The sequence below is a fragment of the Alicyclobacillus fastidiosus genome (assembly GCF_026651875.1).
GTDB classification, from domain to species: domain Bacteria; phylum Bacillota; class Bacilli; order Alicyclobacillales; family Alicyclobacillaceae; genus Alicyclobacillus; species Alicyclobacillus fastidiosus.
On the sequence record NZ_CP104067.1, the window covers coordinates 1,224,171 to 1,249,082 of the forward strand.

Genomic DNA, 24,912 nt, shown 5'->3' on the forward strand with positions numbered 1-24,912 from the left:
GCGTGACAATGAGCGCAACTTATCAGAACACTGAACTTTCGGTAGAAGAAAGAGTAGATTTGTTGCTCGCTGAGATGACCATCGAGGAGAAAGCCGCGCAACTGACGGCGGTCTGGGCATACGAGGTACTCGATGGACTGGAGTTCTCAGAGGAAAAGGCAAAGCGGCACTTTCGCGACGGGATTGGGCAAATCACGCGGATCGGCGGTGCGACGAACCATGGGCCAGTGGGTACGGGACGCATCGCGAACGAAATCCAGCAGTTCCTCACCCATCGGACCCGCCTTCAAATTCCTGCTATCGTCCACGAAGAGTCGTGTAGTGGCTATATGGCAAAGGGGGCGACGTGCTTCCCGCAGTCGATAGGCATCGCCAGCACCTGGGATGAAACGATTGCTCGGCGCGTCGGTGCGGTGATCCGCGAGCAAATGCGCGCAGCCGGCGCCCATCAAGCCTTGGCGCCGCTGCTGGACGTGACGCGGGACCCGCGGTGGGGACGGGTTGAGGAGACGTTTGGTGAAGACCCGTATCTCGTCGCACAAATGGGCATTGGCTACGTTGAAGGGTTACAGGGTGATCGTTTGACCGATGGCGTGATTGCGACCGGGAAGCATTTTGTGGGGTACGGGATTTCGGAAGGTGGAATGAACTGGGCCCCAGCTCATATTCCTGAACGTGAATTGCACGACGTCTACCTGCACCCGTTTGAGGCGGTGGTACGCCAAGCGAAGCTGGGTTCCATCATGCCAGGATATCACGAACTGGATGGGATTCCTTGTCATCACAGCGAGCGGCTACTTGTCGACGTGCTGCGCAACACGTGGGGCTTTGAGGGGATTGTCGTATCGGATTACTTTGCCGTCAACATGCTTCACGAATACCATCATGTCGCGCGCGACAAGGTGCAGGCCGCGCAGTTTGCGGTTCAGGCGGGCGTCGACGTCGAACTGCCGAGTCGTGACGTATACGGAGAAGCGCTCATTGAGGCCGTCAACAGCGGTCTCGTCGGGATAGATGAAGTCGACCAACTGGTTCGTCGAGTGTTGACGATGAAGTTCCGACTCGGATTGTTCGAGCATCCGTACGTCGACACTGGGCGAGCGCTCGAAGTGTTTGACAACGCGGAGCAGCGAGCGCTGGCGAAAACGGCCGCGCAAAAATCCATCGTGTTATTGAAAAACGAACAACAGCTGCTCCCACTGAACGCGAACGCCCTGCAAAAACTCGCGATCATCGGACCGAATGCAAATAGCATCCGCAACATGGTAGGTGACTACGCGTACCCGTGCCACATCGAGTCGCTCTTGGAAATGCGCGACCAGGACAACGTCTTCGAAACGCCGATGCCGAATGACGTTCAACTAGTCCAGCAGTTCGTGCCAATGCAGTCCATCCTCGAATCCATTCAGGAGAAAGTGAACGGACGAGTGCAAGTGGCCTATGCAGAGGGCTGCTCGGTTACAGGATCGGACGAGTCCGGCTTCACAACTGCGCTAGACATTGCGCGAGATGCCGACGTCGCGATTGTGGTGGTAGGCGATAAGGCAGGTCTGACCGACGACTGCACGACAGGTGAATCCCGTGACCGAGCGACACTTGGTCTCCTCGGGGCACAACAGGCGCTCGTGGAGGCAGTCGTCGAGACTGGGACACCGACGGTCGTCGTATTCGTCAGTGGCCGGCCCCTTGCGACGCCCTGGATTGCAGAGCACGTGCCAGCCATCGTGGAGGCGTGGCTGCCTGGCGAAGAAGGCGCGTCTGCAGTGGCGGATGTTCTGTTTGGCGATTACAACCCCAGTGGTCGACTCCCGATCACCGTACCGCGATCGGTCGGACAGGTGCCCATTTTCTACGCGCACAAACCGTCCGGGGGCCGCTCGCACTGGAAAGGCGAGTACGTCGATGAAAGCAACAAACCACTCTATGCATTTGGCCATGGGCTGAGCTATTCCACGTTCGACTACAGTGACCTTGTCATCTCGTCCGAGGCGATTGACGTACATGGGGGTGTAGACGTTTCCTGTGTCGTGACGAACACTTCGGCTATCGCTGGAGAAGAGGTCGTACAACTTTACGTCCACGACGTCGAGGCGGACGTGACGCGACCATTGCAAGAGCTTCGCGGATACGCTCGAGTGTTCTTGAGACCGGGTGAACGGATGCAGGTAACCTTCACGCTATCCGCACATCAACTCGGCTTCTACAATCGGGGGTTGCGGTATGTGGTGGAACCTGGCGTCATAGACGTGTCCATAGGCGCCGCGTCAGATGACATTCGATTGAGAGGACACTTCACCATTGACGGAGAAGTGACGGATGTGGAGTCGGAGAAGATTTTTACGACGACCGTGAACACGTCGTCACTGGGAGAGGGAGCACAATGAGTAGATTGGAAGTCGTTTTGGGCATCGACGTGGGGACTTCCGGCACGAAGGCCATCGCAGTCGATGCACTCGGTCAGGTGCAGGCGTCCGCGTCGTCCAACTACGAGATGGACGTTCCCAAAGTCGGCTATGCCGAGCAACATCCGGACCTCTGGTGGGGGGCTGCGGTGGAGAGCGTGAAATCGGTCGTTGGGCTGCTCAAGGGGAAAGGCTACGACGTAGCGGTTCAGAGCATCAGCTTCTCTGGCCAGATGCACGGACTCGTCGCACTCGATGACGACGGTCACCCCCTGCGCCCGTCCATCATTTGGTGTGACGTGCGGACGACCGCCGAGGCAGATTGGTTGGAGCGTGCCCTCTCTCGCGAGCAGATTATCGAGTGGACCAACAACCCGCCGCTGCCAAACTTTACGGCGACCAAGTTGCTGTGGGTGAAGGAGCACGAACGGGAGGTGTACGGCCGGATTAGGCAAGTGATGTTGCCAAAGGACTACGTGCGCTTTCGCATGACCGGGCGCTACCACGCGGAAGTCACCGATGCCTCGGGCACGCTGTTGTTCGACGTCAGTCGCCGCCAGTGGTCGCAGCCGATGTGCGACGCACTCGGCATCCCGCAAAGTTGGCTGCCGGAGATGGTAGAGGCTTCCACTGTGACCGGGGAACTCACGGCTGAAGCGGCGCGGCTGATGGGCTTGCAACCAGGCATCCCGGTCGTGGCAGGCGCTGGGGACCAGGCTGCAGGAGCCCTCGGTGTAGGCGTCCGGCGGCAGGGTCAAGTGTCGATGGTGCTCGGCACCTCGGGCGTCGTCCTGACGCCCACCGCTAGTCCCGTTGTGGACGCATCCGGCGCGCTCCACAGTTTCTGTCACGCCTTGCCAAACACCTGGTTCATGATGGGGGTCACTCAGGCTGCCGGGGGATCCCTGGAGTGGTACCGGGAGACGTTCGAGGCGACAGGTGTGTCTACAGGCGGGCGCGAAGACACCTTTGAAGCGCTGCTTGGCGGCGCCAGTCAGGTCGTCCCTGGCAGTGAGGGGCTCATCTTTTTGCCTTATTTGATGGGAGAGCGCACGCCCATTCTCGATCCGCTCGCGCGCGGCGCCTGGCTCGGCCTCTCGCGCAGACATCGCCAAGCGCACTTGGTCAGGGCCCTGCTCGAAGGCGTGTCACTGAGCCTCACCGACTGTTGGAACGCCATGGAAAAGCAGGGTGTGAAAGCGGCAGAGTGGCTCATCTCCGGAGGTGGAGCCAACAGCCGACTCTGGGTCGAGATTCTCTCTGCGTGTGTGAAACGACCGCTGCAGGTCGTTCAAGCTCGCTATGGCCCAGCACTTGGCGCGGCGATGATCGCCGCCGACGGAGTGGGCTTTGGTGCGCGCCGCGACGGCGTGCTCGACTGGGTCCAAAAAGGCGATGACATCGCCGGGCCGACTGATTGGCAGGCGTCGTATGAGCGCCTCTACTCGCTGTACCAAACTGCATACGTGCAGTTGAAAGACGTGTTTCACGCGCTGGCAGATGAATCCTGAAAGGGGCACGAATCCATGAAAAAAGCACTCGTCGTCTATGGCGGATGGGAAGGGCACTATCCTAAGGACATCGCCGAAATGTTCGCAGGGCTCCTCGAACAAAGCGACGTTCGCGTGACGTTGTCCGACACGTTAGATGCGTTTTCCAGCGTCGACGATTTGCGGCAATACCAACTTATCGTCCCGCATTGGACGCAGGGCGACATCACCTCGGAACAGTTTGCGGCACTGCGGCAGGCCGTTCACGATGGGGTGGGTCTGGCTGGCATTCACGGCGGCATGGGTGACGCCTTCCGCAACGTTCCAGAGTATCAGTACATGGTTGGCGGCCAATGGGTGGCGCATCCGGGAAACGACGGCGTCACGTACGGCGTCAACATCGTCGACAAGGAGCACGTCATCACTGCTGGCATATCCGACTTCACCGTCACCTCAGAACAGTATTACATGCATATCGATCCCGCCATCCACACACTCGCGACAACGAACTTCGGCGAGGTTGCGATGCCTGTGGCGTGGACGAAGACATACGGAGCGGGCAAGGTGTTTTACCATTCGCTCGGCCACAAGCCGGACATCGTGGCGATGCCAGAGGTCACGCGCTTGACGATACAAGGCATGCTGTGGGCGGCAGCCGACAATTAAAAACAGGGCACGGGAGGGGATCACATGATACGCATCAACGTCGGAGTCATCGGTTGCGGGAACATCAGCGCCATTTATCTCAGTAATCTGTCGAAGTTCCCGAACGTCCGCGTGTTAGCCTGTGCGGACATCGACATCGAGCGCGCCAAAGCTCGCGCGGTGGAATTCAACGTCAAAAAGGCGTGTAGTGTTGAGGAATTGTTGCAGGACGAGGAGATTCAACTGGTCGTCAACTTGACGATTCCACAGGCGCATGCAGAGGTGTGCCTTCGCGCGCTGGAAGCGGGCAAGCACGTACACGTGGAGAAGCCGCTCGCCACCGACACCGCGAGCGCGCGGCAGATTGAGAGCGTCGCCACAGCGCGCAACCTGCGCGTCGGCGTGGCGCCAGACACGTTTCTTGGCGCAGGACTTCAGACCACCCGTAAAATTCTCGACGACGGTTGGATTGGTCGGCCTGTTGCCGCAACCGCGTTTATGATGTCACACGGCCACGAGCGTTGGCACCCAGACCCGGCGTTCTTCTACCAAAAGGGCGGTGGTCCAATGTACGACATGGGGCCGTACTACCTGACCGCGTTCGTTCATCTGCTGGGCCCTGCGAATCGCGTAACGGCGTCCACGCAAACGTCGTTTCCAGAGCGGACCATCCTCAGTGAGCAAAAGCGCGGGGAGAAAATCCAAGTGGAGGTTCCGACGCATATCGCCGGCATCGTCGATTTTGAATGCGGCGCCGTCGCCACGCTCGTCACGAGTTTTGACGTGTGGCACGCTGAGCTTCCGCGCATTGAAATCTACGGGACAGAGGGGACTATCAGCGTGCCGGACCCGAACACGTTCGGCGGCCCTGTCCGAGTCCGTCGCTATGATGCCAACGAGTGGATAGAGATGCCTCTGACGCACGGTTTCTCCGAGAATAGTCGCGGACTGGCCGTCGCCGACATGGCGGACGCCATCATGAAGGACCGCCCACACCGCGCAAGTTTGGAACAGGGGCTGCATGTGCTCGAAATGATGGAGGGATTTCACACGGCGTCGACTCAGAACCGACATGTCGAGCTGGCGTACAAATGCCAACGCGCAGAGCCTCTGCCAGTGGGGTTCTCCCTTGACAACTTCTTTTCTACCAGCCAAATTGCTATACTTTCTTGAAGATTTAGTAGCATCATCGCACCGTGTCCAAGGACAGGAGTGACAGACATAGAGAATGCGATAGAGGAGATTGACGATTGTGACCCGAACTGCGGACCCTGCGTACATGAAGGAAATCAACAAGTCCATCGTCATCAACAAAATTCGGTTTCACAGCCCGATATCGAGAACGCAAATCTCGGTTGATACGGGGCTGAACAAGGCGACGGTGTCTGCCTTGATCGACGAACTGCTGCAGGAAGGCCTCGTCTTGGAGATCGGGCAGGGGCAATCGCGAGTCGGCCGTCGCCCGATCATGCTTCTGTTCAACGCAAAGGCAGGCAGCGTGCTCGGCGTCGAGCTCGGGGTGGAGTACGTGCGCATCGTCGTGACCGATTTGGCGGCGCAGGTACAAAACACGTACAACACGGTTTTGCCTGACGGTGCGGATGCGACCGCCGTCATCGACACCGTCGTCACGTCGATTCAAGAAGCGATGGAGCAGGCACCTCCGTCGAAGTGTGGCGTGATTGGCATCGGGATTGGCGTGCCCGGACTCGTCGACTATCGCAGAGGCATCGTCTTGAAGGCACCGCACCTGAATTGGGATAATATCCCGCTCAAGGCGATGCTGGAGAGCCGTCTTCGCAAGCCGGTGTTTGTGGACAATGAGGCGAACGCAGGCGCGCTTGGCGAGAAGTTGTATGGCGCAGGCGCAAATGTCGCCGATCTCCTCTATGTAAGTGCGGGAACCGGTATCGGTACGGGGATTGTGATCGACAACGACCTCCTTCGCGGCGCGGACGGTATCGCCGGTGAATTTGGCCACATGAGCATCGAAGCCAACGGTGCGCAGTGCCCATGCGGCAATCAAGGCTGTTGGGAGATGTACGCCTCCGAGCGAGCGCTCGTGTCGACATACGAGAAGCTGGCCGGGAGTTCGTCTCGATTCGAGGACATTCTCAGTCGTTTGCCGGCGTCTGATCGAGCGGCGCTGCAGGCGTTCCAGTCAGTTGGGCAGTACCTCGGGGTCGGCATCTCCAATCTCATCAATGGATTGAATCCCTCGATGATCATCGTCGGCAACCGCTTGGCTCAAGGCGGTAAAGTGGTCGTAGACGGCATTTCTCAGAGCATCGCCAAACGCTGCTTTATCTCCCCCCATTCAAAAGTATCGGTTCAGGTCTCCGAGCTCGGGCGAGACGCTTGTCCTATCGGTTCCGCTGCGCTGGTCCTGCACGACTTCTTCACGGGACCGAAGGCGGACGTGTCGTAACGAGCTGCCTTCGTGCCTCGTGTGGTCTCTTCTCAGGAGTCCCTCGACAACCGGCAACCAAGTGAGCCCCGCCACAAAGGGCCTCCCTCAGCAAAGGGCCAGTACGCTTCCCCGATGGTAGCGTGCTGGCCCTTTGTTGTCTTATTTCAAGCGATGTTTGTTTAAGGCGATAGGCGATATACTGGCCGCCGTGTACGGGCGCAAACGGACCGCGTACTGAAATGGGCCAGTTTTGAGCTCGTACTTCGGGAGGACGTCTGGGCCGCAGGTCGCACTCCCAAGTCCATGTTGTGCATGGTCTAGATGCAGCACCAGGTCGTCGCGTCGCGTGAGCTCATATGGGTGCTTGGCCTGTTCAAAGTCCTCCGGCAAATACGGGTGAACGCTGAAGTTAAAATCCGGGAGCCCGCCGGCAAAGAGTCCGACGCCTCGCAGATTGGTCAGAGACAGCCAGCGCACATCTGTCCGATTGCCGTTTTCTTGAGGGTGTACGTAGTGTGTGGTTAAACCGTCGACGAGGTGGTGCCACACGCCAAATCGTCCCGCTTGCTTGGAGTCGACGTAGGACTCTCCAGGTCCCCGACCGAACCAACTGACGTGCTCCATGTGTTTTGGCAGCGTCATCTGCAAGCCAATTCGGGGGAGTGTCGTGGGATGGTCTCCGCGAGGGGTCCCCTGGACTTCGACGATCACGTCGCCTGAACCATATACGGTGTAGGTGTACGTCGCGTCTATGCCCCAAGCCCAGATAGGAGGCGCGAGCCGCGCGTTCACGACAATCCGTGCGAATGTATCGGACGTCTCCCAGGCGATGGAGGACAGTCGGCTGGTCATCAGGTGGACGCCGAATTTGCGCCAGTGTTGTACGGAAATGTGATCGTTGTCGATGGGAGCCCGCCAAAAGTTGAGTTTGGGCCCGGATTGAATGACCGGTTCACCGAGGTATGACCAACTGTCGATGAGACCATAGGCTTTATTCAGTTTGAGTTCAAAGTTGCGGCCCGCCACCACGAGGTGTTTGGCGGTCTCCAGAAGGGCGATGGGCGTGACAGGGGACACGATGGGGGCGGAAAGCTTCTGTGGGAGTTCAAATTGGGCCCATGCCACCTCGTGACCAGCCTGTGCATAGCGCGCGTCACCGTCCAGGAGAAAGCGGAGGTTCAGCCAGTAGTCCTGGCCGGGTTGCGGCGTGATTTGCACCGCATCTGAGAGGCGGATCTCCGCGTAGTGACCGGGTTCAAGCTCTGGCAATGCGGCGGTGCCCGATTGGATGACTTGGTCCTCAGAAGTTACCGACCAAGCGAGCTGAAGGTGGTTGAGCGACAAGAAGTCGTAATGGTTGGTGATGCGAACGGTCCCCTCGTCTAAGTCGACGGCTTCCACGCGCACCGGTTCGGCGATTTTCTTAAACTCGATGAGTCCAGGACTCGGCGTCCGATCTGGGAACACCAGCCCGTCGATGACGAAGTTTCCGTCGTGTGGGCGTTCGCCAAAATCCCCACCATAGGCAAAATATTTCGTGCCGTCGGGGAGCTCCTGAGAGATGCCGTGATCAATCCACTCCCACACAAACCCACCCTGAAGTCGCCCGTACTTGTAGAACAAGTCGAAGTACTCTTGCAATCCCCCCGGGCCGTTTCCCATGGCGTGGGCAAACTCACATAGGATATGTGGCTTTGTCAGGTGGCTCATCTTCCCGAGCTCCGCCAATTCCTCGACTGAGGTGTACATCGTGCTGTAGATGTCGGCGACGAGCGGCTCCTCGAGTCCACCGTGGGTGAGCATGTGCCGCGTCTCGCCTTCGTAGTGGATGATGCGGGACGGATCGAATGCGCGAGCCCAGTCGGCCATCGCCTTGTGATTGCGCCCCAGTCCCGACTCGTTGCCGAGTGACCACATGATGATGCTGGGGTGGTTTTTGTCTCGCTGCACCATTCTCTCCATTCGGTCGAGGCATGCGGCCTCCCAGGCCGGATCATCGGTCAGTTGCGCCCAGTTGCCAATCGTCTCAAAGCCGTGTGTCTCTAAATCGGCTTCATCGATGACGTAGAAGCCATACTCGTCGCACAGGGTGTAAAAGCGCGGATCGCTAGGGTAATGCGACGTCCGTATCGCGTTGATATTGTGCTGTTTCATGAGGATGAGGTCCTGCTTCATCGTCTCAATCGGAACGCTGCGCCCGAGCTCCGGATGGAATTCGTGGCGGTTGACTCCCTTCAGCAAAATCGGGACGCCGTTCACTAACAATCGACCGCCGGCGATTTCCACCGTTCGAAAGCCGACTTGGACTGGTACCAGTTCGACGACGTCTCCATCGGGTCCGACGAGGGAAACCAATGCGTGGTACAGGTAGGGAGACTCCGCTGACCACTTGTGTGGATTATCCACTGCGACGTCTAACGTGAAGTGGTTCCAGCCCGAGTTGAGCGTTACTTCTGATTGCGTGCTCTCTTCAATCGACATGTACTCGGCGTCGAGCAGTTTGACCCCGACTTGATAACCGCCGAGCTTCACGTCGAGCAAATTTTCGATGGTGACGGTCGCCTTTAAGGATGCATTGGTATATGTGCTGTCTAGGGCAGTCTGAATCAATACGTCTTGCACGTGAACTTGATTCGAGACGATGAGGTAAACGTCCCGGAATATCCCGCTGAGCCACCACATGTCTTGGTCCTCTAAATAACTACCCGCAGACCACTGGGCGACTCGTACAGCGAGGAGGTTCTCTCCGTCGTGCAAGTACTCTGTGATATCGAATTCGGAAGGCAGGCGGCTGCCGGAACTGAACCCGGCCTCGCGACCGTTGACCCAGATCTGGAACGCGCTGTCGACGCCTTCGAACCGTAAGTGCACTTGTTTATCCCGCCAACTGTTGTCCACCAAAAAGGATCGTCTGTAACACCCGGTGGGGTTTTCCGTCGGGACGTGCGGCGGATCGACCGGAAACGGGTAGACCACATTGGTGTAGTGCGGTGTACCGTAGCCATGCAGTTGCCAACACGAAGGAACCGGAATCGTGTCCCAGTTCGCCGTATTGTAGTCTGGTTCGTAAAAGTGGGCGGGTGCGTCTGCTAGCGTCCGGGAATAGTGGAAGTCCCAGTCGCCGTTGAGCGAATAAAATCCAATGGAATTCTCTCGTTGGTAGGATAGGGCCGCCAGTTTATTCGGGTAGGCATGGAAGTACGACCTTGCAGGTAAGCGGTTACTATGTAGCCTGGAAAAGTCTTCAATATCTTGAAGCACGGTATTTCCTCCCGCCGTATATGGAGTGTACAGACGCGTGATAGTATATCACTATATTAACGCGGCAAAAATATGTCTATTCCGAATTTTGGGTGAACGAAGTGATATTATGGCCTGCACACGGCAGCGACGCTATCTTACTGCGGCGACCAACTACACGAGTACACGAATTTCCAGTACGAACCAAAGTTGTTGCGCTGATCTATCGGCTTGTTGGAAAGCCTGGTCAAGGTACGGGGGTACCCAAAAGCCAAGTTTTGATTTCGGCGCCGCTCTGGCGAATCGTTTATCCGCATAACAGAGCCTCCGTCCACCTGGACAGTGGGTTCGGAGGCTGTTTCATCTAAACTTCAGGGCTGGGTAATTCAGCGCCATCTGTTGCGGAGTCCCCAGCGATGCAGCGCGCCTGGTGTCACCAATCGATGCCTACAGCGTGCTCATCACAATACTCGCGATGATGATGGACGCGATGGTCACACTGGTAAAACCACCAACGAGCATGGGCGACAGAATCTCGTCGAACAGGCGTTGGCGTTCGCTTTCGTCGCCGCTTTCGCTTCGGCTCACTTCCTCACAGATGAGGTAATCTCCGGGAAAGCCAAAGGTTGCAGTGAGGGCCACCGGAATGCCCTTGAGCGGATCCCATTTGAAAATCTTCGATCCGACGTACCCCCCCAGCAGCAAACCGATGATACCCAGTGCGATGATCAGCAAAATAGAGGGAAGGTAGCCGACAAACATCTTGACCGTGACCGTGTCCATGCTCGGCAGGATCAACATGATGAGGCCAACCATAGCCACGCCAAACGCGTTGGATCGCTCCAACATCTTCGGCTGGTAAAACCCAACTTTTGCCCCGACAAGGCCAATGACGAGACACCAGAGGCTGTAGTTGATTCCTGTGTACTGTCCCAGCACCGTGGCGAGTGCCCCGCCCACAAACAGGATAAACAGGGAGGTGACGTTGGTTTGATACTTCTTTGGAATAAGGGATTTGGCGACGGTGGCCCCCTCTGACTGGGACGGGCTTGGCAAACTCGCCGCCCCCATCGACACGCCGAGCGCCGCCGCATTTCTCGTCTTGCCGGTGGCGAGATCGCCGCTGCGGAGTGTTTGCACGTACTTTTTCGCATAGCGCCTTAGCAGATTGGCGGATAACGGCATCCCTACGAGGCTGTGGAACGCGAGCACGAGCGCAGGGAGTGCGACCAAACTGGTGAGGCCCAGTTGCTGCAACTTGGTCGATGTGACGAGAAAGGCGATGGTTCCGCCTACGGCCGGCCCTACGCCTGCTGCCGCCGTCTTGTAACCTAGGACCAGACTGACGACGACGAGAATGAGTGAGGCCGCGATGACCAAGCCGATGAGGTTAATGCAGACGGCCCGCCACTGACGCCGAATCACTTTTATCGGGATGAGCGTGCCCATATGCACGATCAGTGGACAGACCATCAGTGATCCGACAGTTGGGAGCGTAGAGTTCTCGAGTAGGTTCTTTGGGAAAACGCCAAGCCACAAGAGGAGCAGATAACCGAGCAGCGCCACCAACAACATGGGCACTCTCGCCCTAGTCACAATTGAGACGATTTCGCTTACCGCGAGCAGGGCGAGGGCGATGACGGAAGATACGACCGGAACACTGAGCACCTACAATAACCTCCCCGAATCAGGATTCCAATAGATACCGAGTAAAGAAATGGTAGATATTTCGCGCCAGTAAGGGCTTGTGCCATGTCTATGACAGGGTGTCTCACTGTATGCGGCAGCAATATCTACCTAATTGGAATCGTGGAACACTAGCTGTCATAGGATTTTTTTAGGTAAGGTAGACTCTGCGCAGATGTGTCACGGTCTCTTCATGCCTATGAGCTACGAACATTGGAGGCGGGTAGTTGGTGACCACTTTATTGATCAAGAACACGACGCTAATCGATGGCACGGGGGGCGACGCTCAGGAAGGCGTCACAATTGTCGTGCGGGGTGAGCGGATCGAACAAATCGCGCCGTCGCAACGCGCGATAGCTTTCGAGGACGACACGACGGTGATCGACGCGAGGGGCAAGTACGTTCTGCCAGGACTCATCGATACACATGTGCACATGATGATGGAGATCTCCAATCTGGCAAAACGCTTGAGTGACCCGTTCTCCCTTCGTTTCTACCAAGCGGCTGCGTATATGCGCCGCACCATCGACGCTGGAATCACGAGCGTTCGCGACGCGGGGGGCGCGGACCTCGGTGTCAAAACGGCCGTCGAACAGGGACTCGCTATCGGACCAAGGATGCAGATTAGCATCACGCCGCTCACCATCACCGGCGGCCACGGGGACTCGTGGACGCTGTCGGGCATCGACTTGAACCTCGGCGGTTACCCGGGAAATCCAGATGGCATCTGCGACGGGGTGGAAGCGGTCCGTAAGAAAGTCCGCGAGGTTCTTCGCGCGGGGGCGGACATCATCAAGGTCCACGCCACAGGGGGCGTCCTCAGTCCGACGGACCATCCGGAATTCACGCAATTCTCACTCGACGAACTGAAGGTGATGGTGGAAGAGGCGAACTTCCGCAAGGGCGTCAAGGTCATGGCCCACGCGCAAGGCGCACAAGGGGTGAAGAACGCCATTCGGGCCGGCATTCACTCCATCGAGCACGGAATTTTCCTCGATGACGAAGCGATTGAGTTGATGCTTGAACACGGCACCTACCTCGTCCCAACGCTTCTCGCCCCGGTGGCTGTCCTCGAAGCGGCAGAGAACAGTGACGCGATGCCTGAGTACGGCGTGCGCAAATGTCGGGAGGTCGTCGAGTTCCACAAAGAGAGCATCGCCAAGGCCTACGAGGCGGGCGTTCGCATTGCGATGGGCACCGACGCGGGCGTGATGGCCCACGGGACGAACCTGCGTGAACTTGGCCTGATGTGCGACATCGGGATGTCGCCGATGGAGGCCATCGTCGCGACGACCAAGACGGCTGCAGCGTGTCTGGGGTGGGACGAGACCTTGGGGACCGTGGAACCTGGGAAACTCGCGGACATCGTCATCTCCAACACCAACCCGCTCACGGATATCCGCTCGCTCGAAAACAAAGACAACATTGTCACCGTCATTCAAGGCGGCAAAATCCTTAAGGATATCCGCTAAGCATCCTCATCTTACCTACTGGAGGGATACCTATGACCACCACCATTACCCAGCATGACATCTCGCGACTGGTCGACGAAGTGACGGCGGACGTGATTGCCTGGCGACGTCACCTTCACAGACACCCTGAGTTGTCATTCGAGGAGACGAACACATCGCAGTACGTGTATGACACACTCGCATCTTTTGGCGGCCTCGAGATCTCGCGGCCGACGAAGACCAGCGTCGTCGCGCGTCTCTTCGGGAACAAGCCCGGCAAGACGCTCGCAATTCGCGCAGATATGGATGCATTGCCCATCACCGAAGAGACTTCGTTCGAATTTGCCTCCGAGAATCCAGGCGTTATGCACGCCTGTGGCCACGACGGGCACACGGCGATGTTGCTCGGAACCGCCAAGGTACTTGTCCGGCTGAAGGAGCATATCGAAGGGGAGGTCCGTTTTCTCTTTCAGCACGCCGAGGAATTGTTTCCGGGTGGCGCCAAGCAAATGGTGGAGGCAGGCGTCATGGACGGCGTCAATCTGGTCATCGGCATCCACCTGCGATCAAACGACGAACCTGGCCGGATCGGCGTAAAAGCGGGCCCTGTGAACGCCGCACCCGACACGTTCCGGGCGACCATCATTGGCAGTGGAGGGCATGCGGCATATCCACACACTACCGTTGACAGCGTGGCGATTGCGGCGCAAGCCATCACCAATTTGCAGCACGTCGTCTCACGCAATACGGACCCACTCGATCCGCTCGTCCTCTCGGTTACCCAGATCTTCGGCGGCACTGCGGACAACGTCATTCCTGGATCTTGCGAATTTCGCGGAACGGTCCGCAGTTACAATCCAGCCCTCCGTCAGTCCACGCCCGAACTCATGGAGCGCGTGATTCGGGGGGTCACTGAGGCTCATGGGGCGTCCTATGAGTTCGAGTACGTCCATGGATACGCACCGGTTATCAACGACGAGCGCGTGACACAGTTGGTCAGAGAGCTGCTGACGGATGTGTTCAGCGAAGAAGTGGTCGTCGACGGTACACCGACGATGGGCGGCGAGGACTTTTCCGCGTTTCAAACAGAGGCCCCGGGGACGTTCTTCACAGTTGGCGCTGGCTACGGTCCGGCAGATACCTGGTATCCACACCATCACCCGAAGTTCGCGATTGACGAAGCAGCGCTTCCGGTCGGCGTCAAATCGTTTGTCCATCTCGCATTTAAGTTGCTCATTTGAATATCATGGGCCTGGGTCACGGTGTCGCACTGGTCGTTTTTGGCATACATACGCAAGGCGTGCGCAGAACGGTGCGGCATCCGTCCGTGTAATCCAGTACGGTCTTTCCATACGATACACCATCCTGAAGCAATGGAGGCGTTTCGCATGGGTACATTCGGTGGATATACGCAGTGGGCAGTTGTATTCCTGATCATCTTCGTTCTGTTCTTCCTGTTGGTTCCGGCTTACGGCGCAGTTTCGACGAGTTGCAGTTGTGGAACAGGTGCCGGTGCGTACGGCGTATACTAATTTGAGAAGCAGATGGCCACACGTCGCCGTGTGGCCTCTCTTTGTGTGGACAGGCCCTTTAACGTCGTGGCTCCATTTCAGGTTCCTCGACTGTGTGGCGATGCTCGAACCTCACCCTGGTTTCCGAATCCGTCGCCCCAACGTTGCAAGCCTTGGCGTCAGAACACACCGATATCGCGTTTTTCGATTGTTTTTACAAAAGCCATCCTTCATCTTCGAATGGTCATTGTCCCAGATGATAGTTTGCTATATGATTTCGAAAAATGGAGGTGAGAATGTGTTGGATACAGAATTGAGGAGCTTTCTCGAGACCTTCCAATCCGAAATGAGACAAGGTTTTGTCAGGGTCGACGACCGCTTCGAGCAGATAGACTGGCGGTTTGACCAGATGGATGCACGCCTGGACCAGGTGGATGCACGCCTGAACCAGATGGATACACGCCTGGACCAGATGGATGCGCGGTTTGACCAGGTGGATGCACGCCTGGAGCAGATGGATGTGCGCTTGGACCAGATGGATGCGCGCCTGGAGCAGATGGATGCACGCCTGGGTCAGATGGATGCACGCCTGGAGCAGATGGATGCGCGCTTGGGTCAGATGGATGCACGCCTGGGTCAGATGGATGCACGCCTGGACCAGGTGGATGCACGGTTTGACCAGGTGGACGCTCGCTTTGACCAGATGGATGTACGGTTTGACCAGGGGGATGCACGGTTTGACCAGGTGGATTCACGGTTTGACCAAGTGGATGCACGGTTTGACCAGATGGATGTACGGTTTGACCAGGTGGATGCACGGTTTGACCAGGTGGATTCACGGTTTGACCAGGTGGATGCACGGTTTGACCAGATGGATGTACGGTTTGACCAGGTGGATGCACGGTTTGACCAGGTGGATGCACGGTTTGACCAGGTGGATGTACGGTTTGACCAGATGGATGTACGGTTTGACCAGGTGGATGCACGGTTTGACCAGGTGGATGCACGGTTTGACCAGGTGGATGTACGGTTTGACCAGGTGGATGCACGCCTGGACCAGGTGGACGCTCGCTTCGAGCAGATAGACCGCCGGTTTGACCAAGTGGACGAGCGTTTCGTTCGGCTTGAGGGCAAACTTGATCTGATCTATGAGGAGCTCGGAGCGGTGAAGGAGCAGATCACCGTGATCGAACGGACCGTGGTGCGGCTCGACAAATGGGCGGACTTCACTGCCGAACAATTGGGCAAGCATGAGAAGGAACTCTACCTGTTAAAAAATCTGAAGTATGACGCGTGATCGCAGGCACTAGGACATCCTCCACGCCAGTTTTCGACTGAGCGGCCTCCTGGCTATGAAGCGCAACTTGTCGACACGGCTGCTCTATCCCTTTCTTCCATCCCGCTCCGTTCCCACGCAACACGTAGCGAGGCGCATCGCGCGCGATATGTCTTATCCACCGAAACTTCTAAATTCAAAATGTTTCCAATTAACTTCACTTAACCAGTAACGAACTGTATAAGGTACCATGCACCGCATGTTTCTATCTCCGCCCTTCTATCTACACTGTCGCACTGATAGCCAAGTCCTCATTCGTGTCCATTCATTCCTCGCTCCCATCGGACGACCCAGCATCGAGACAGTATGCAAACAAACGGTATTGACAAACCGCCCACCCGCGTACCATACTATATTCAGAATCCGATTTCAGAAATCGATTTCACAGAAATATAAACGTAGGGCAGTGATTTCTTACAGAGGGGCGTATGACTCGTGGTTAAGGTGAAAGATGTGGCTAAGGCCGCGGGTACGTCGCCCGCAACCGTTTCGCGCGTACTCAATGGCGTTTCTACCGTGAATCCAGAAATTGCGAATCGAGTTAGGCAAGCAATTCAGGATTTAAATTATCACCCGAATGAAGCGGGGCGAAATTTGCGCCGTAAGACGGACAACCAGCTAGGGCCAGATTTTGAATTGCGAAGTCGCCACAACTGGGAAGCAAAACAGCGCATTGCGGTGAAGGCAGCTGAATTTATCAAGCCGTCGGATGTGGTGGTGCTGGATTCGGGATCGACGGTCGCTGGTATGGTTCCGTTTATCGACGAAGGCACGTTGTTGTACACCAATTCACTCGCGATATTGCAACCGGCGGCTCGGCGAAATTTGCACGTCCATCTGGCACCGGGATTGTATATTCCGGAAATGGCGGCCGTGTTTGGTGAAGAGACAGAGGCGTACTTTCGAAATCGAAAGGCGACAAAATACTTCCTATCGAGCGCCCGCGTCGATGTCCGAACAGGGCTTTGGAACGTCAATCACGTGACCTCAGCCGTGAAGCGGGCGGCCATCGAATGTGCGAACCAAGTGATTTTGATGGTTGACCACGATAAGTTTTGTGATTCCGGGCTCGCGGGTTACGCCTCTTTAAGTCAGGTCAATGTGCTGATTACAGATTATGTGCCGACGGAATTTCGGGAGCAGGTGATTGCGGCCGGCATTGAGCTCATCGAGGTTGGGCAGTCGTCTAGTTAAAGGAGGTGGGTGCGATGAAAGAACGTGGTACGCCAACGTTTATCTTGTCAGATGATCTAACAGGTGCCGCGGATGCAGCCAATTACTTTCGGACGACCGAACGACGTGTCAGAGTCAGCTTTGCGACGCCGAAACCGTGGGATTTTGGCGTTCTTTACGACACCGTCCAGGTGTTTGACGCCGAGACGAGGCATTTGTCGGCCAAGAACTCGTTTTCCAGGGTGTTCAATGCGTGCGCTCAAATTGGGCGGGCTCATGCCGATGCTCGGGTCTACAAGAAGGTGGACTCCACCTTGCGCGGCAACATCGGGGCTGAAATCGAGGCCGGCTTGCGCGGCCTCTCGCGGACTATCGCCGTCTTGGCACCCGCGTTTCCTGGCGGTGGGCGGACGGTGAAAGACGGAAAGCTATATGTGAACGGGGTTCCAGTGAACCAAACGGCTTTTCGCAATGATCCACATCATCCTATCCGAAGTGCGGACGTGGCGGAACAAGTTCGTGCCACGTGCGACCTGCCAATTGAGCACTTGGGACTACAAACCATCCGATCCGGCGCGGCAGCTATCGACAGATGGCTTCAATCCATTGGGGATGCGCCCGTGGTGATCGTCTGCGACGCAGAACGCGACGAAGATCTAATGGAATTGACACGAGTCGTTGCCGACAGGCCCGACTGTTTACCCTGTGGTTCCGCAGGGCTCGCCAGGTCCTTGGCCTCAGTGTGGACGCAATCGGAAGGCGTGCAGGGCGGCGGGGTTCACTACCCGCCTCGTGCGTTCAGACAGTTGTACGTGATTGGCAGTGCCAATCGTCTAGCGAGAGAACAACTGGAAAAGCTCCAGCAGCACGTGGACGTTCATCACGTGGAGTTGTCTTCGAGTCGAATTGTCGACGACGCTGCGGCCGTCGATGAGGTCGCCGACGCCATTCGCAAGGTGATTGAGCGGGATGCAGAACGAACGGTGCTGACTTTATCTGAGGAGCGAGTCGCTACAGCCGCCGATCGGACCCGCCTGGTCGATTCGCTGGCTGGGGTTGCGAAAGCTTGGGTCGACTGCACGAAGAGCTCTGTGAACCAAACTGCTGATCAAGATATTGCGATTTTTGCCACGGGTGGTGACACCGCATTGGCATGTTGTGAGGCCTTGGGGCAGACACAGATTTGGACAGAAGGCGAGTTACTGCCCGGTGTTCCTTGGAGTTACGTCGGCGAACCGAACGGAGGTTTGACGTTGGTGTCGAAGGCGGGAGGATTTGGGGACGAACACACGCTTTGCCGTGTGGCGGCCATGTTGAGTCAGACAAGCACAAGACAATCTGGAGATGAAATGAAGATGAAAAAGACGCGTATTGCAGTCACGATGGGTGACCCAGCTGGTATAGGACCCGAAATTACGTTGATGGGATTACAGGATCCGTCGATTGCGAGCGAAGTCGAAGCGGTGGTCGTCGGCGATACAAAGCGGCTGGAAGCGGCGGCGGCGGCACTGAAGGCGACAGGGCGGTTGACGGAAGGTCAGGTGAACCTGCGCACCATCTCCGACATATCCGAAGCGAAGTACGAGCAGGGCACGATTGACGTATTGGACTTGGCCAACGTACCGAGTGATCTGCCGTGGGGACAAGTTTCCGTCGAAGCTGGTAACGCAGCGTTCGAGTATGTGAAAAAGTCGGTTGAACTCGCGGTCGCAAAACAGGTCGACGCGATTTGCACGGCGCCCATCAACAAGGAAGCGTGGAAGCTCGCGAACGTGCCGTATCCCGGTCATACGGAGGCGTTGGCGGCGCTGTCGGGATCGGACAAGTCAGCCATGATGCTCGTCAACCACGGGCTGCGCGTCGTCCACGTGACGACGCACGTCAGCCTCAAAGACGCCATTGCAATGGCGACGACGGAGCGGGTCTTCGAGCGGATCAAGCTGACTGTCGACTCTCTCGAACAGTTTGGTGTCAAGAATCCGCGCATCGCGGTCGCGGGTCTCAACCCACACGCTGGGGAAGGCGGTTTGTTTGGCCAAGAAGACATCGAGCAAATCCGCCCTGCCATCGAGTTGGCGAAACAGTCCGGCATGGATGTCAGTGGCCCGTGGCCGCCAGATTCCATCTACTCTCGAGCAGCGACGGGCGAGTTCGACGCGGTCATCGCGATGTACCATGATCAGGGGCACATCGCCATCAAGATGCTGGGCTTTGATACCGGCATCAACGTGACACTCGGTTTGCCGATTCTCCGTACCTCTGTCGATCACGGCACCGCTTTCGACATCGCAGGCAAAGGCATCGCCCGCGAACAAAGTATGGTCCAGTCACTGCAAGTGGCCATCGACTTCCTACAAGGTAAAGCTTCCGGGGACGCACAGTGATGTGCGTTTTCCCCCGGGCCTAAAGAAAGCGTAAACACGCGGCTGGAGGAATTATCATGAAAATAAAAGCAATGGTAGACAAAGTTCCAGGCGGTATGATGATCTTTCCACTCCTCATCGGCGCGGCCATTCGCACGATTTGGCCTGGTTTGCCCGACGACACCGTGTTTAAGAGTTCGTTCACCGGTGGCCTGCTCACAGGCGCGACAGCGATTCTGGCAGCGTTCTATATTTGTTTGGGATCGACTATCGAGTTCCGCGCTGCAGGGTATGTGCTGAAAAAAGGTGTGTCTCTTTGGCTTAGTAAGATTGTAACCGCTGCCATCATCGGCTTTCTGATTAAGTTTCTTGCGCACGACCAGAATCACCTTGTGTTAGGCCTTTCTGCGTTGGCCATTGTCGCGGCTTTCTCCGACTCAAACGGCGGCTTGTACATGGCGCTGATGGGCCAACTCGGGAAGCGTCAGGAAGACGTCGCAGCCTACTCTATCATGTCTCTTGAATCCGGTCCGTTTTTCACGATGCTCATCCTGGGTGTCGCAGGACTCGCGGCGTTCCCGCTGCGTGCTTTCATCTTTGCGCTCTTGCCGCTCATCATCGGGATGGTGTTAGGAAATCTGGACAGTGGCATGCGAGACTTCCTCAGCAAAGGGAAGGATGTACTGATTCCGCTGTTCGCAATTGGGTTGGGCTTTGGGATCAACCTCATGGATGTCTTCAAGGCGGGTGCCGCCGGTATTGTGTTAGGGCTGGCCGTCGTCGTGGTGACCGGTATCGTGTTGTACCTCGTCGACCGCTTGGTTGGTGGCACGGGCGTCGCGGGCGTGGCAGCCGCGTCCACGGCGGGTAACGCCGCCGCCGTGCCGATGGCTGTAGCCGCTGTGTATACCGGTTATCAATCGGTGGCAGGTACCGCGACGGTTCAAGTGGCGGCCGCCGTCATTGTGACGTCCATTCTCGTCCCTATCATAACCGCCTTCTTTGCGAAAAATGCTGGGGGCAAACGCCTGCACACAGCAGCAACAGCAAAAGATCTACACAACTAAAGAACGAGCCGTCCTCTGACGTTCACAGTGGATCCCTTCTAGTAGCTTACCTGCTGCTGGAAGGGGTCTCTTTTTTTCCATTCGAGAACCGAACTCTTTGGTGGAATCAGCGTCCTCTTTTCAGAATACTGATTGGCGTCTGCAAGATTTTGTATGAGCGCGCAAAATGGGGGGACGGGTGAGACGCCACCGCCGCCCCATTTTGCGCGTGGGAACAGGTCCCCCAAAAACGTATACCGGTCGAATCTTGTAAAGGGAATATCAGCATATTTCCCTCATATCCTTATCCATGTGCTGTCGAAAGCTTGGTTCAACTATGCGATATCCGCGTGCTAGCCACTTTTCGCAAACAGCCAGAGCTTGTCTGATAGCGCGGTCATAGGGCGGGGGTGAATCCATCAGGATGCGGTAACCGGAACTCACATCGTCGTCGCGTTTCTACTTGGAATCGCGAAACTAAGGGATCGTTGACGCCTTGAGGGGGGATCGCGCTAATCGGGGAGCAAACAGAGGCACGCGAGAAACAGACCTCCGTACTGGATGGTCATCCCGGCTGTCGCGTTGTTGGTTTTGATTGTGGTGGCGCCGTTTCTCGTGAGTATCTACACCAGTTTTACAAAGCTAGATCAGTACACCATCGCCAATTGGACGCACGCCCCTTTCGTAGGCTTGAAGAACTATGTCAGTGCCTTTCGACAGGGAAACGCGATTGGCGCGTCGGCCCTTCTAAGTTTGTGGGTGAGTGTCGCTTTCTCCGTCCTCACCACCCTCTGTATCACGCCAATCGGAATCGTGGCCGCGCTCTTGGTGAATAAGCCTTTTCGAGGACGCGCACTGGTGCGCGCACTGTTTCTGTTGCCCTATGTGATGCCGATATTTGTCAACGCCATCACCTGGAGATTGCTCTTTATGAACGGTTGGGGCTTAATTGATAGAGTGTTAGCGGCACTCCACCTAGCCAGTAGAAACACGTATTGGTTAATTGGCCCTCACAGTTTTTGGGCCATGGTCATCGCCGATGTGTGGTCATCTTGGCCGTTTATTTACCTGATGGTACTGGCCGGGCTTCAGGGGATACCGGGAGATCTGTACGAGTCGGCCCACATGGATGGCGCATCGCCCACTCGGAGTTTCTTCTCCATCACGTTGCCGATGTTACGCCCAATCTTAGGGCTCGCGTTGTTGCTCTCGACGCTCAATCACTTTAACAACTTCACCCTGCCGTTTATCATGTTCGGCACGCCGCCGTCGCCGCAAGCGGACGTCCTTCCACTCAACGTCTACGTCACGTCATTTCAAACGTTTAACTTTGGATTAGGCGCGGCCATGTCGTTGATCACACTCGTCCTCATGCTCATTCCGGCATTCTTTTATATTCGCATGCTGCGGCTCGGGGAGGACGTGTCATGAGCGATAGTTTAGCGAGGCAGCGGTCGTATTGGAACAAAGTACGCTTTGTCGGCATTGTCATTTTTGCCATCGCGATTCTCCTGCCACTCGCCTACGTGGTCTTGGTTTCGCTTACGCCGGACACAGAAGTGAGTGGGGGGACAATTTTGCCGACGCATATCGCATGGAACAATTATGCGATGATGTGGAATACGGTTCATCTGGCGAGGGATATCGTCAACAGTGTGATCATCGCGGGGCTGACCGGGCTGTGTTCCACCGTCGTGGCGCTCGGTGCGGCTTACGTCGTATCGCGGTTTCGCTTCAAGGGCCGCAAGCCCTTCATGTTTTCCCTCATCAGCATGCAGACCATCCCTCAAGTCATGATATTGCTGCCGTTGTTCGTGATCATCGTGATCATTCAAAATGTCCTGAACGTGCACCTTGTCGGCCAGTATTACACCATTATCATCACCTACATGACTTTCGCGTTGCCTTTCGCTTGCTGGTTGTTGCTATCATATATGGTGAACATCCCTGTCGAACTGGAGGAAGCTGCGCAAATGGATGGCTGTACGCGCTCGAAAGTCGTCTACCACGTGGTTCTCCCGCTCATCTTGCCAGGGCTCGTCGTCACCTTCGTCTTTTCGTTTTTGCTGGGGTGGTCCGACGTGTTGTTTGCCAGCGTCTTAACGACGCCTGCCACGCAAACGGTAGCTGTTGGTCTGCAGGCGTACATGTCGAGTAGTGATGCAGGAGGTGCCGTCTACTGGGGCCAATTGATGGCGGCCAGCCTGACCAGCGGAATCCCGATTGTCGTCATCTTCCTATTCTTTCAAAAGTACATCATTGGTGGATTGGCAAATGGGGCCGTAAAAGGTTGACCGACTACTGTACAGACGTACAGCAAAAGGGAGTGTACTGAGTGGTCACTGTATCTGCGTTCGCCGACGAAATTTCGGCTGATTTAAAAGAGCAGCTCGACGTGTTAGATGCAGAGGGAATCAAACACATCGAGTTTCGAAGTGTGTGGAACAAAAATGTGCTCGACTTGTCCGATGACGAGTTGAGACGAGTGCGGGAGGCACTCGATGGACGAGGATTTCGCATCTCGGCGGTCGGTTCTCCGATTGGAAAGATATCGATCATCGACGACTTTGCCCCCCACCTCGCAAAATTTGAGCGGGCGATGGACGTCGCCAAATACTTGGGTACCAAATGCATTCGCATCTTTTCATTTTTCATCCCAACGGGTCACAACGCCGGCGACTACCGCGACGAAGTCCTGCGCCGCCTGACGCAACTCGCAGAGCGTGCGGCGCATAGCGGTCTGGTTTTACTGCACGAAAACGAGAAGGAAATATACGGAGACGAAGCAGAACGCTGTCTCGACATCATGCGAGAACTCCATTCGGACAACTTCAAATTCGCCTTCGATCCGGCCAATTTCGTCCAGTGCGGCGTCAAGCCGTTCTCGGAAGCGTTCCCCCTACTTAGACCATACATCGAGTATATCCACATCAAAGACGCCGTGTTTGAGGGAAGGCGTGTGGTTCCTGCTGGTCAGGGCGACGGTGAGGTAAAGCAAATCCTCCAGGCGATGTTTGTCAATGGCTACGATGGCGTTCTGTCGATTGAACCACACTTGGCACAAGCGTCCGCCTTCGCGGGTTTCAGCGGGCCTGCGTTATTCCACGTCGCCGCTGCGGCACTGAAGGATCTCCTGAAAGCACTGAATCAACCGTGGGACGGACAGTCCGGCGATGCGCGTAACGATATCCTGTAAGGGGCTGACGACCGCGCGATAGGAGTTTGCCCGGCAATCGATGCTCAACCTACCCCCTATACATCTAGCGAAATAAGTGTATGGTAGAAAGAGGGATACACATGAAAATTGCCTACTCTAACCTAGCGTGTCCAGAATGGTCTATCGAAGAAGTTTTCGCAAACGCCGAAAAATTCGGTTACGACGGGGTGGAACTTCGACTGCTCGACGGCGAAGTCATCCGAGCGGACATCGACCCGGCTACACAGGAGAAGATCATGGTGACGGCGAGGCGCAGCGGCATCGACGTCGTCGGGATCGGGGCCTCGACTCGCTTTGCACTGGCCGACAAGGTGGAACGGGACACTAACGTGGGGGCGCTGCTTAGGTATGTGGAACTCGCCGCGCGCATGGAGGTGCCCATCGTTCGCACGTTCGGCGGCGGGGCAAACGCGCTCGCGCAGGGCGATGAGAATCGCTTGGCTCAGTATGTCGAGTGGGTCTCCGACGCGTTAAACCAGGTTGCCCCGCGGGCTGAGGCGTTGGGCGTTCAAGTGTTGCTTGAAACACATGACGAATTCTCTTCGTCGCACCTCGTGGCGGACGTCCTGGCGTTGGTACCCAGTCGCGCCATCGGAGCACTTTGGGACACACATCACCCGGTTCGAGTCGGCGAAACGGTCGACGAAACATTTCATAACCTCGAGGACAGACTGCGGCACGTGCACTTAAAAGACGCGCGGCGCAACGGGGACGGTTGGGACCTGGTGCCGTTTGGCGAGGGGGATGTTCCAGTCGCTTCGATTGTCGAGACGCTTCAGCGAGCCGGGTATGACCGGTACGTGTGCGTCGAGTGGGAGCGAAAGTGGCATCCCGAAATTGAAAGCGCTGACGTGGCGCTGCCAAAGCACTTGGAAAGATTGCGAGCGTATCTAGCGACGTCCAAGTCACAACGCTAGTGGCAGGTCTTCTTCGACATACCGG

At 56.6% G+C, this 24,912-nt stretch carries 19 protein-coding genes; 16 read left to right on the forward strand and 3 right to left on the reverse strand.

Annotated elements, in window-relative coordinates:
- Positions 1 to 8 precede the first annotated feature (8 nt).
- The 5 genes from NZD89_RS06255 (at position 9) to NZD89_RS06275 (ending at position 6,965) form a co-directional block, all read left to right on the forward strand.
- Entirely contained in the window at positions 9 to 2,384 is a 2,376-nt protein-coding gene (locus NZD89_RS06255; RefSeq protein ID WP_268006890.1) for a glycoside hydrolase family 3 N-terminal domain-containing protein, read from the forward strand.
- Positions 2,381 to 3,913, forward strand: coding sequence for a xylulokinase (gene xylB, locus NZD89_RS06260; protein WP_268006891.1), 1,533 nt, complete (start codon positions 2,381 to 2,383; stop codon positions 3,911 to 3,913). Before NZD89_RS06255 ends, xylB begins: the two co-directional genes overlap by 4 nt.
- A 15-nt stretch (positions 3,914 to 3,928) precedes the next feature.
- Positions 3,929 to 4,558, forward strand: a complete 630-nt coding sequence (locus NZD89_RS06265) for a ThuA domain-containing protein (RefSeq protein ID WP_268006892.1) — start codon at positions 3,929 to 3,931, stop codon at positions 4,556 to 4,558.
- Between the two features lie 24 nt (positions 4,559 to 4,582).
- Positions 4,583 to 5,710 carry a Gfo/Idh/MocA family protein gene (locus NZD89_RS06270; protein WP_268006893.1) on the forward strand — a complete coding sequence of 376 codons (1,128 nt, stop codon included), beginning with the start codon at positions 4,583 to 4,585 and terminating at the stop codon, positions 5,708 to 5,710.
- Between the two features lie 79 nt (positions 5,711 to 5,789).
- Positions 5,790 to 6,965, forward strand: a complete 1,176-nt coding sequence (locus NZD89_RS06275; protein ID WP_268006894.1) for an ROK family protein — start codon at positions 5,790 to 5,792, stop codon at positions 6,963 to 6,965.
- A 141-nt stretch (positions 6,966 to 7,106) separates the two neighbouring features.
- On the opposite strand, the gene lacZ is transcribed toward NZD89_RS06275, so the two are convergent.
- The 3 genes from lacZ to NZD89_RS06290 all read right to left on the reverse strand — a co-directional run bounded on the left by lacZ (position 7,107) and on the right by NZD89_RS06290 (position 11,855).
- Entirely contained in the window at positions 7,107 to 10,208 is a 3,102-nt protein-coding gene (gene lacZ, locus NZD89_RS06280; RefSeq protein ID WP_268006896.1) for a beta-galactosidase, LacZ type, read from the reverse strand.
- Positions 10,209 to 10,345: 137 nt separating this feature from the next.
- Positions 10,346 to 10,504, reverse strand: a complete 159-nt coding sequence (locus tag NZD89_RS06285) for a hypothetical protein (protein ID WP_268006897.1) — start codon at positions 10,502 to 10,504, stop codon at positions 10,346 to 10,348.
- A 130-nt stretch (positions 10,505 to 10,634) separates the two neighbouring features.
- Positions 10,635 to 11,855 (reverse strand): hypothetical protein, encoded by a 1,221-nt coding sequence (locus NZD89_RS06290; protein ID WP_268006898.1) that lies wholly within the window; start codon positions 11,853 to 11,855, stop codon positions 10,635 to 10,637.
- 248 nt (positions 11,856 to 12,103) lie between these two features.
- Here NZD89_RS06290 and NZD89_RS06295 point away from each other — a divergent pair, with 248 nt between their 5' ends.
- The 11 genes from NZD89_RS06295 (at position 12,104) to NZD89_RS06350 (ending at position 24,887) form a co-directional block, all read left to right on the forward strand.
- Complete coding sequence (locus tag NZD89_RS06295) at positions 12,104 to 13,345, forward strand: metal-dependent hydrolase family protein (RefSeq protein ID WP_268008407.1); 1,242 nt, start codon at positions 12,104 to 12,106, stop codon at positions 13,343 to 13,345.
- Between the two features lie 44 nt (positions 13,346 to 13,389).
- Positions 13,390 to 14,565 (forward strand): amidohydrolase, encoded by a 1,176-nt coding sequence (locus NZD89_RS06300; RefSeq protein WP_326492942.1) that lies wholly within the window; start codon positions 13,390 to 13,392, stop codon positions 14,563 to 14,565.
- A 147-nt stretch (positions 14,566 to 14,712) separates the two neighbouring features.
- Positions 14,713 to 14,856, forward strand: coding sequence for a hypothetical protein (locus NZD89_RS06305; RefSeq protein WP_268006899.1), 144 nt, complete (start codon positions 14,713 to 14,715; stop codon positions 14,854 to 14,856).
- Between the two features lie 277 nt (positions 14,857 to 15,133).
- Positions 15,134 to 16,132 carry a tropomyosin gene (locus NZD89_RS29280; RefSeq protein WP_284286212.1) on the forward strand — a complete coding sequence of 333 codons (999 nt, stop codon included), beginning with the start codon at positions 15,134 to 15,136 and terminating at the stop codon, positions 16,130 to 16,132.
- Positions 16,133 to 16,606: 474 nt separating this feature from the next.
- Entirely contained in the window at positions 16,607 to 17,365 is a 759-nt protein-coding gene (locus NZD89_RS06315; RefSeq protein ID WP_268006900.1) for a DeoR/GlpR family DNA-binding transcription regulator, read from the forward strand.
- A gap of 14 nt (positions 17,366 to 17,379) precedes the next feature.
- Complete coding sequence (gene pdxA / locus NZD89_RS29285; RefSeq protein WP_326492911.1) at positions 17,380 to 19,728, forward strand: 4-hydroxythreonine-4-phosphate dehydrogenase PdxA; 2,349 nt, start codon at positions 17,380 to 17,382, stop codon at positions 19,726 to 19,728.
- A gap of 56 nt (positions 19,729 to 19,784) precedes the next feature.
- Entirely contained in the window at positions 19,785 to 20,774 is a 990-nt protein-coding gene (locus tag NZD89_RS06330) for a 2-keto-3-deoxygluconate permease (protein ID WP_268006901.1), read from the forward strand.
- A 594-nt stretch (positions 20,775 to 21,368) separates the two neighbouring features.
- Positions 21,369 to 22,184, forward strand: a complete 816-nt coding sequence (locus NZD89_RS06335) for a carbohydrate ABC transporter permease (protein WP_268006902.1) — start codon at positions 21,369 to 21,371, stop codon at positions 22,182 to 22,184.
- Positions 22,181 to 23,047, forward strand: coding sequence for a carbohydrate ABC transporter permease (locus tag NZD89_RS06340; protein ID WP_268006903.1), 867 nt, complete (start codon positions 22,181 to 22,183; stop codon positions 23,045 to 23,047). The genes NZD89_RS06335 and NZD89_RS06340 overlap by 4 nt, the downstream gene beginning before the upstream one ends.
- Positions 23,048 to 23,088: 41 nt before the next feature.
- Positions 23,089 to 23,949 carry a sugar phosphate isomerase/epimerase family protein gene (locus NZD89_RS06345; protein WP_268006904.1) on the forward strand — a complete coding sequence of 287 codons (861 nt, stop codon included), beginning with the start codon at positions 23,089 to 23,091 and terminating at the stop codon, positions 23,947 to 23,949.
- Between the two features lie 101 nt (positions 23,950 to 24,050).
- Complete coding sequence (locus tag NZD89_RS06350; protein WP_268006905.1) at positions 24,051 to 24,887, forward strand: sugar phosphate isomerase/epimerase family protein; 837 nt, start codon at positions 24,051 to 24,053, stop codon at positions 24,885 to 24,887.
- The last annotated feature ends 25 nt before the right edge of the window (positions 24,888 to 24,912 follow it).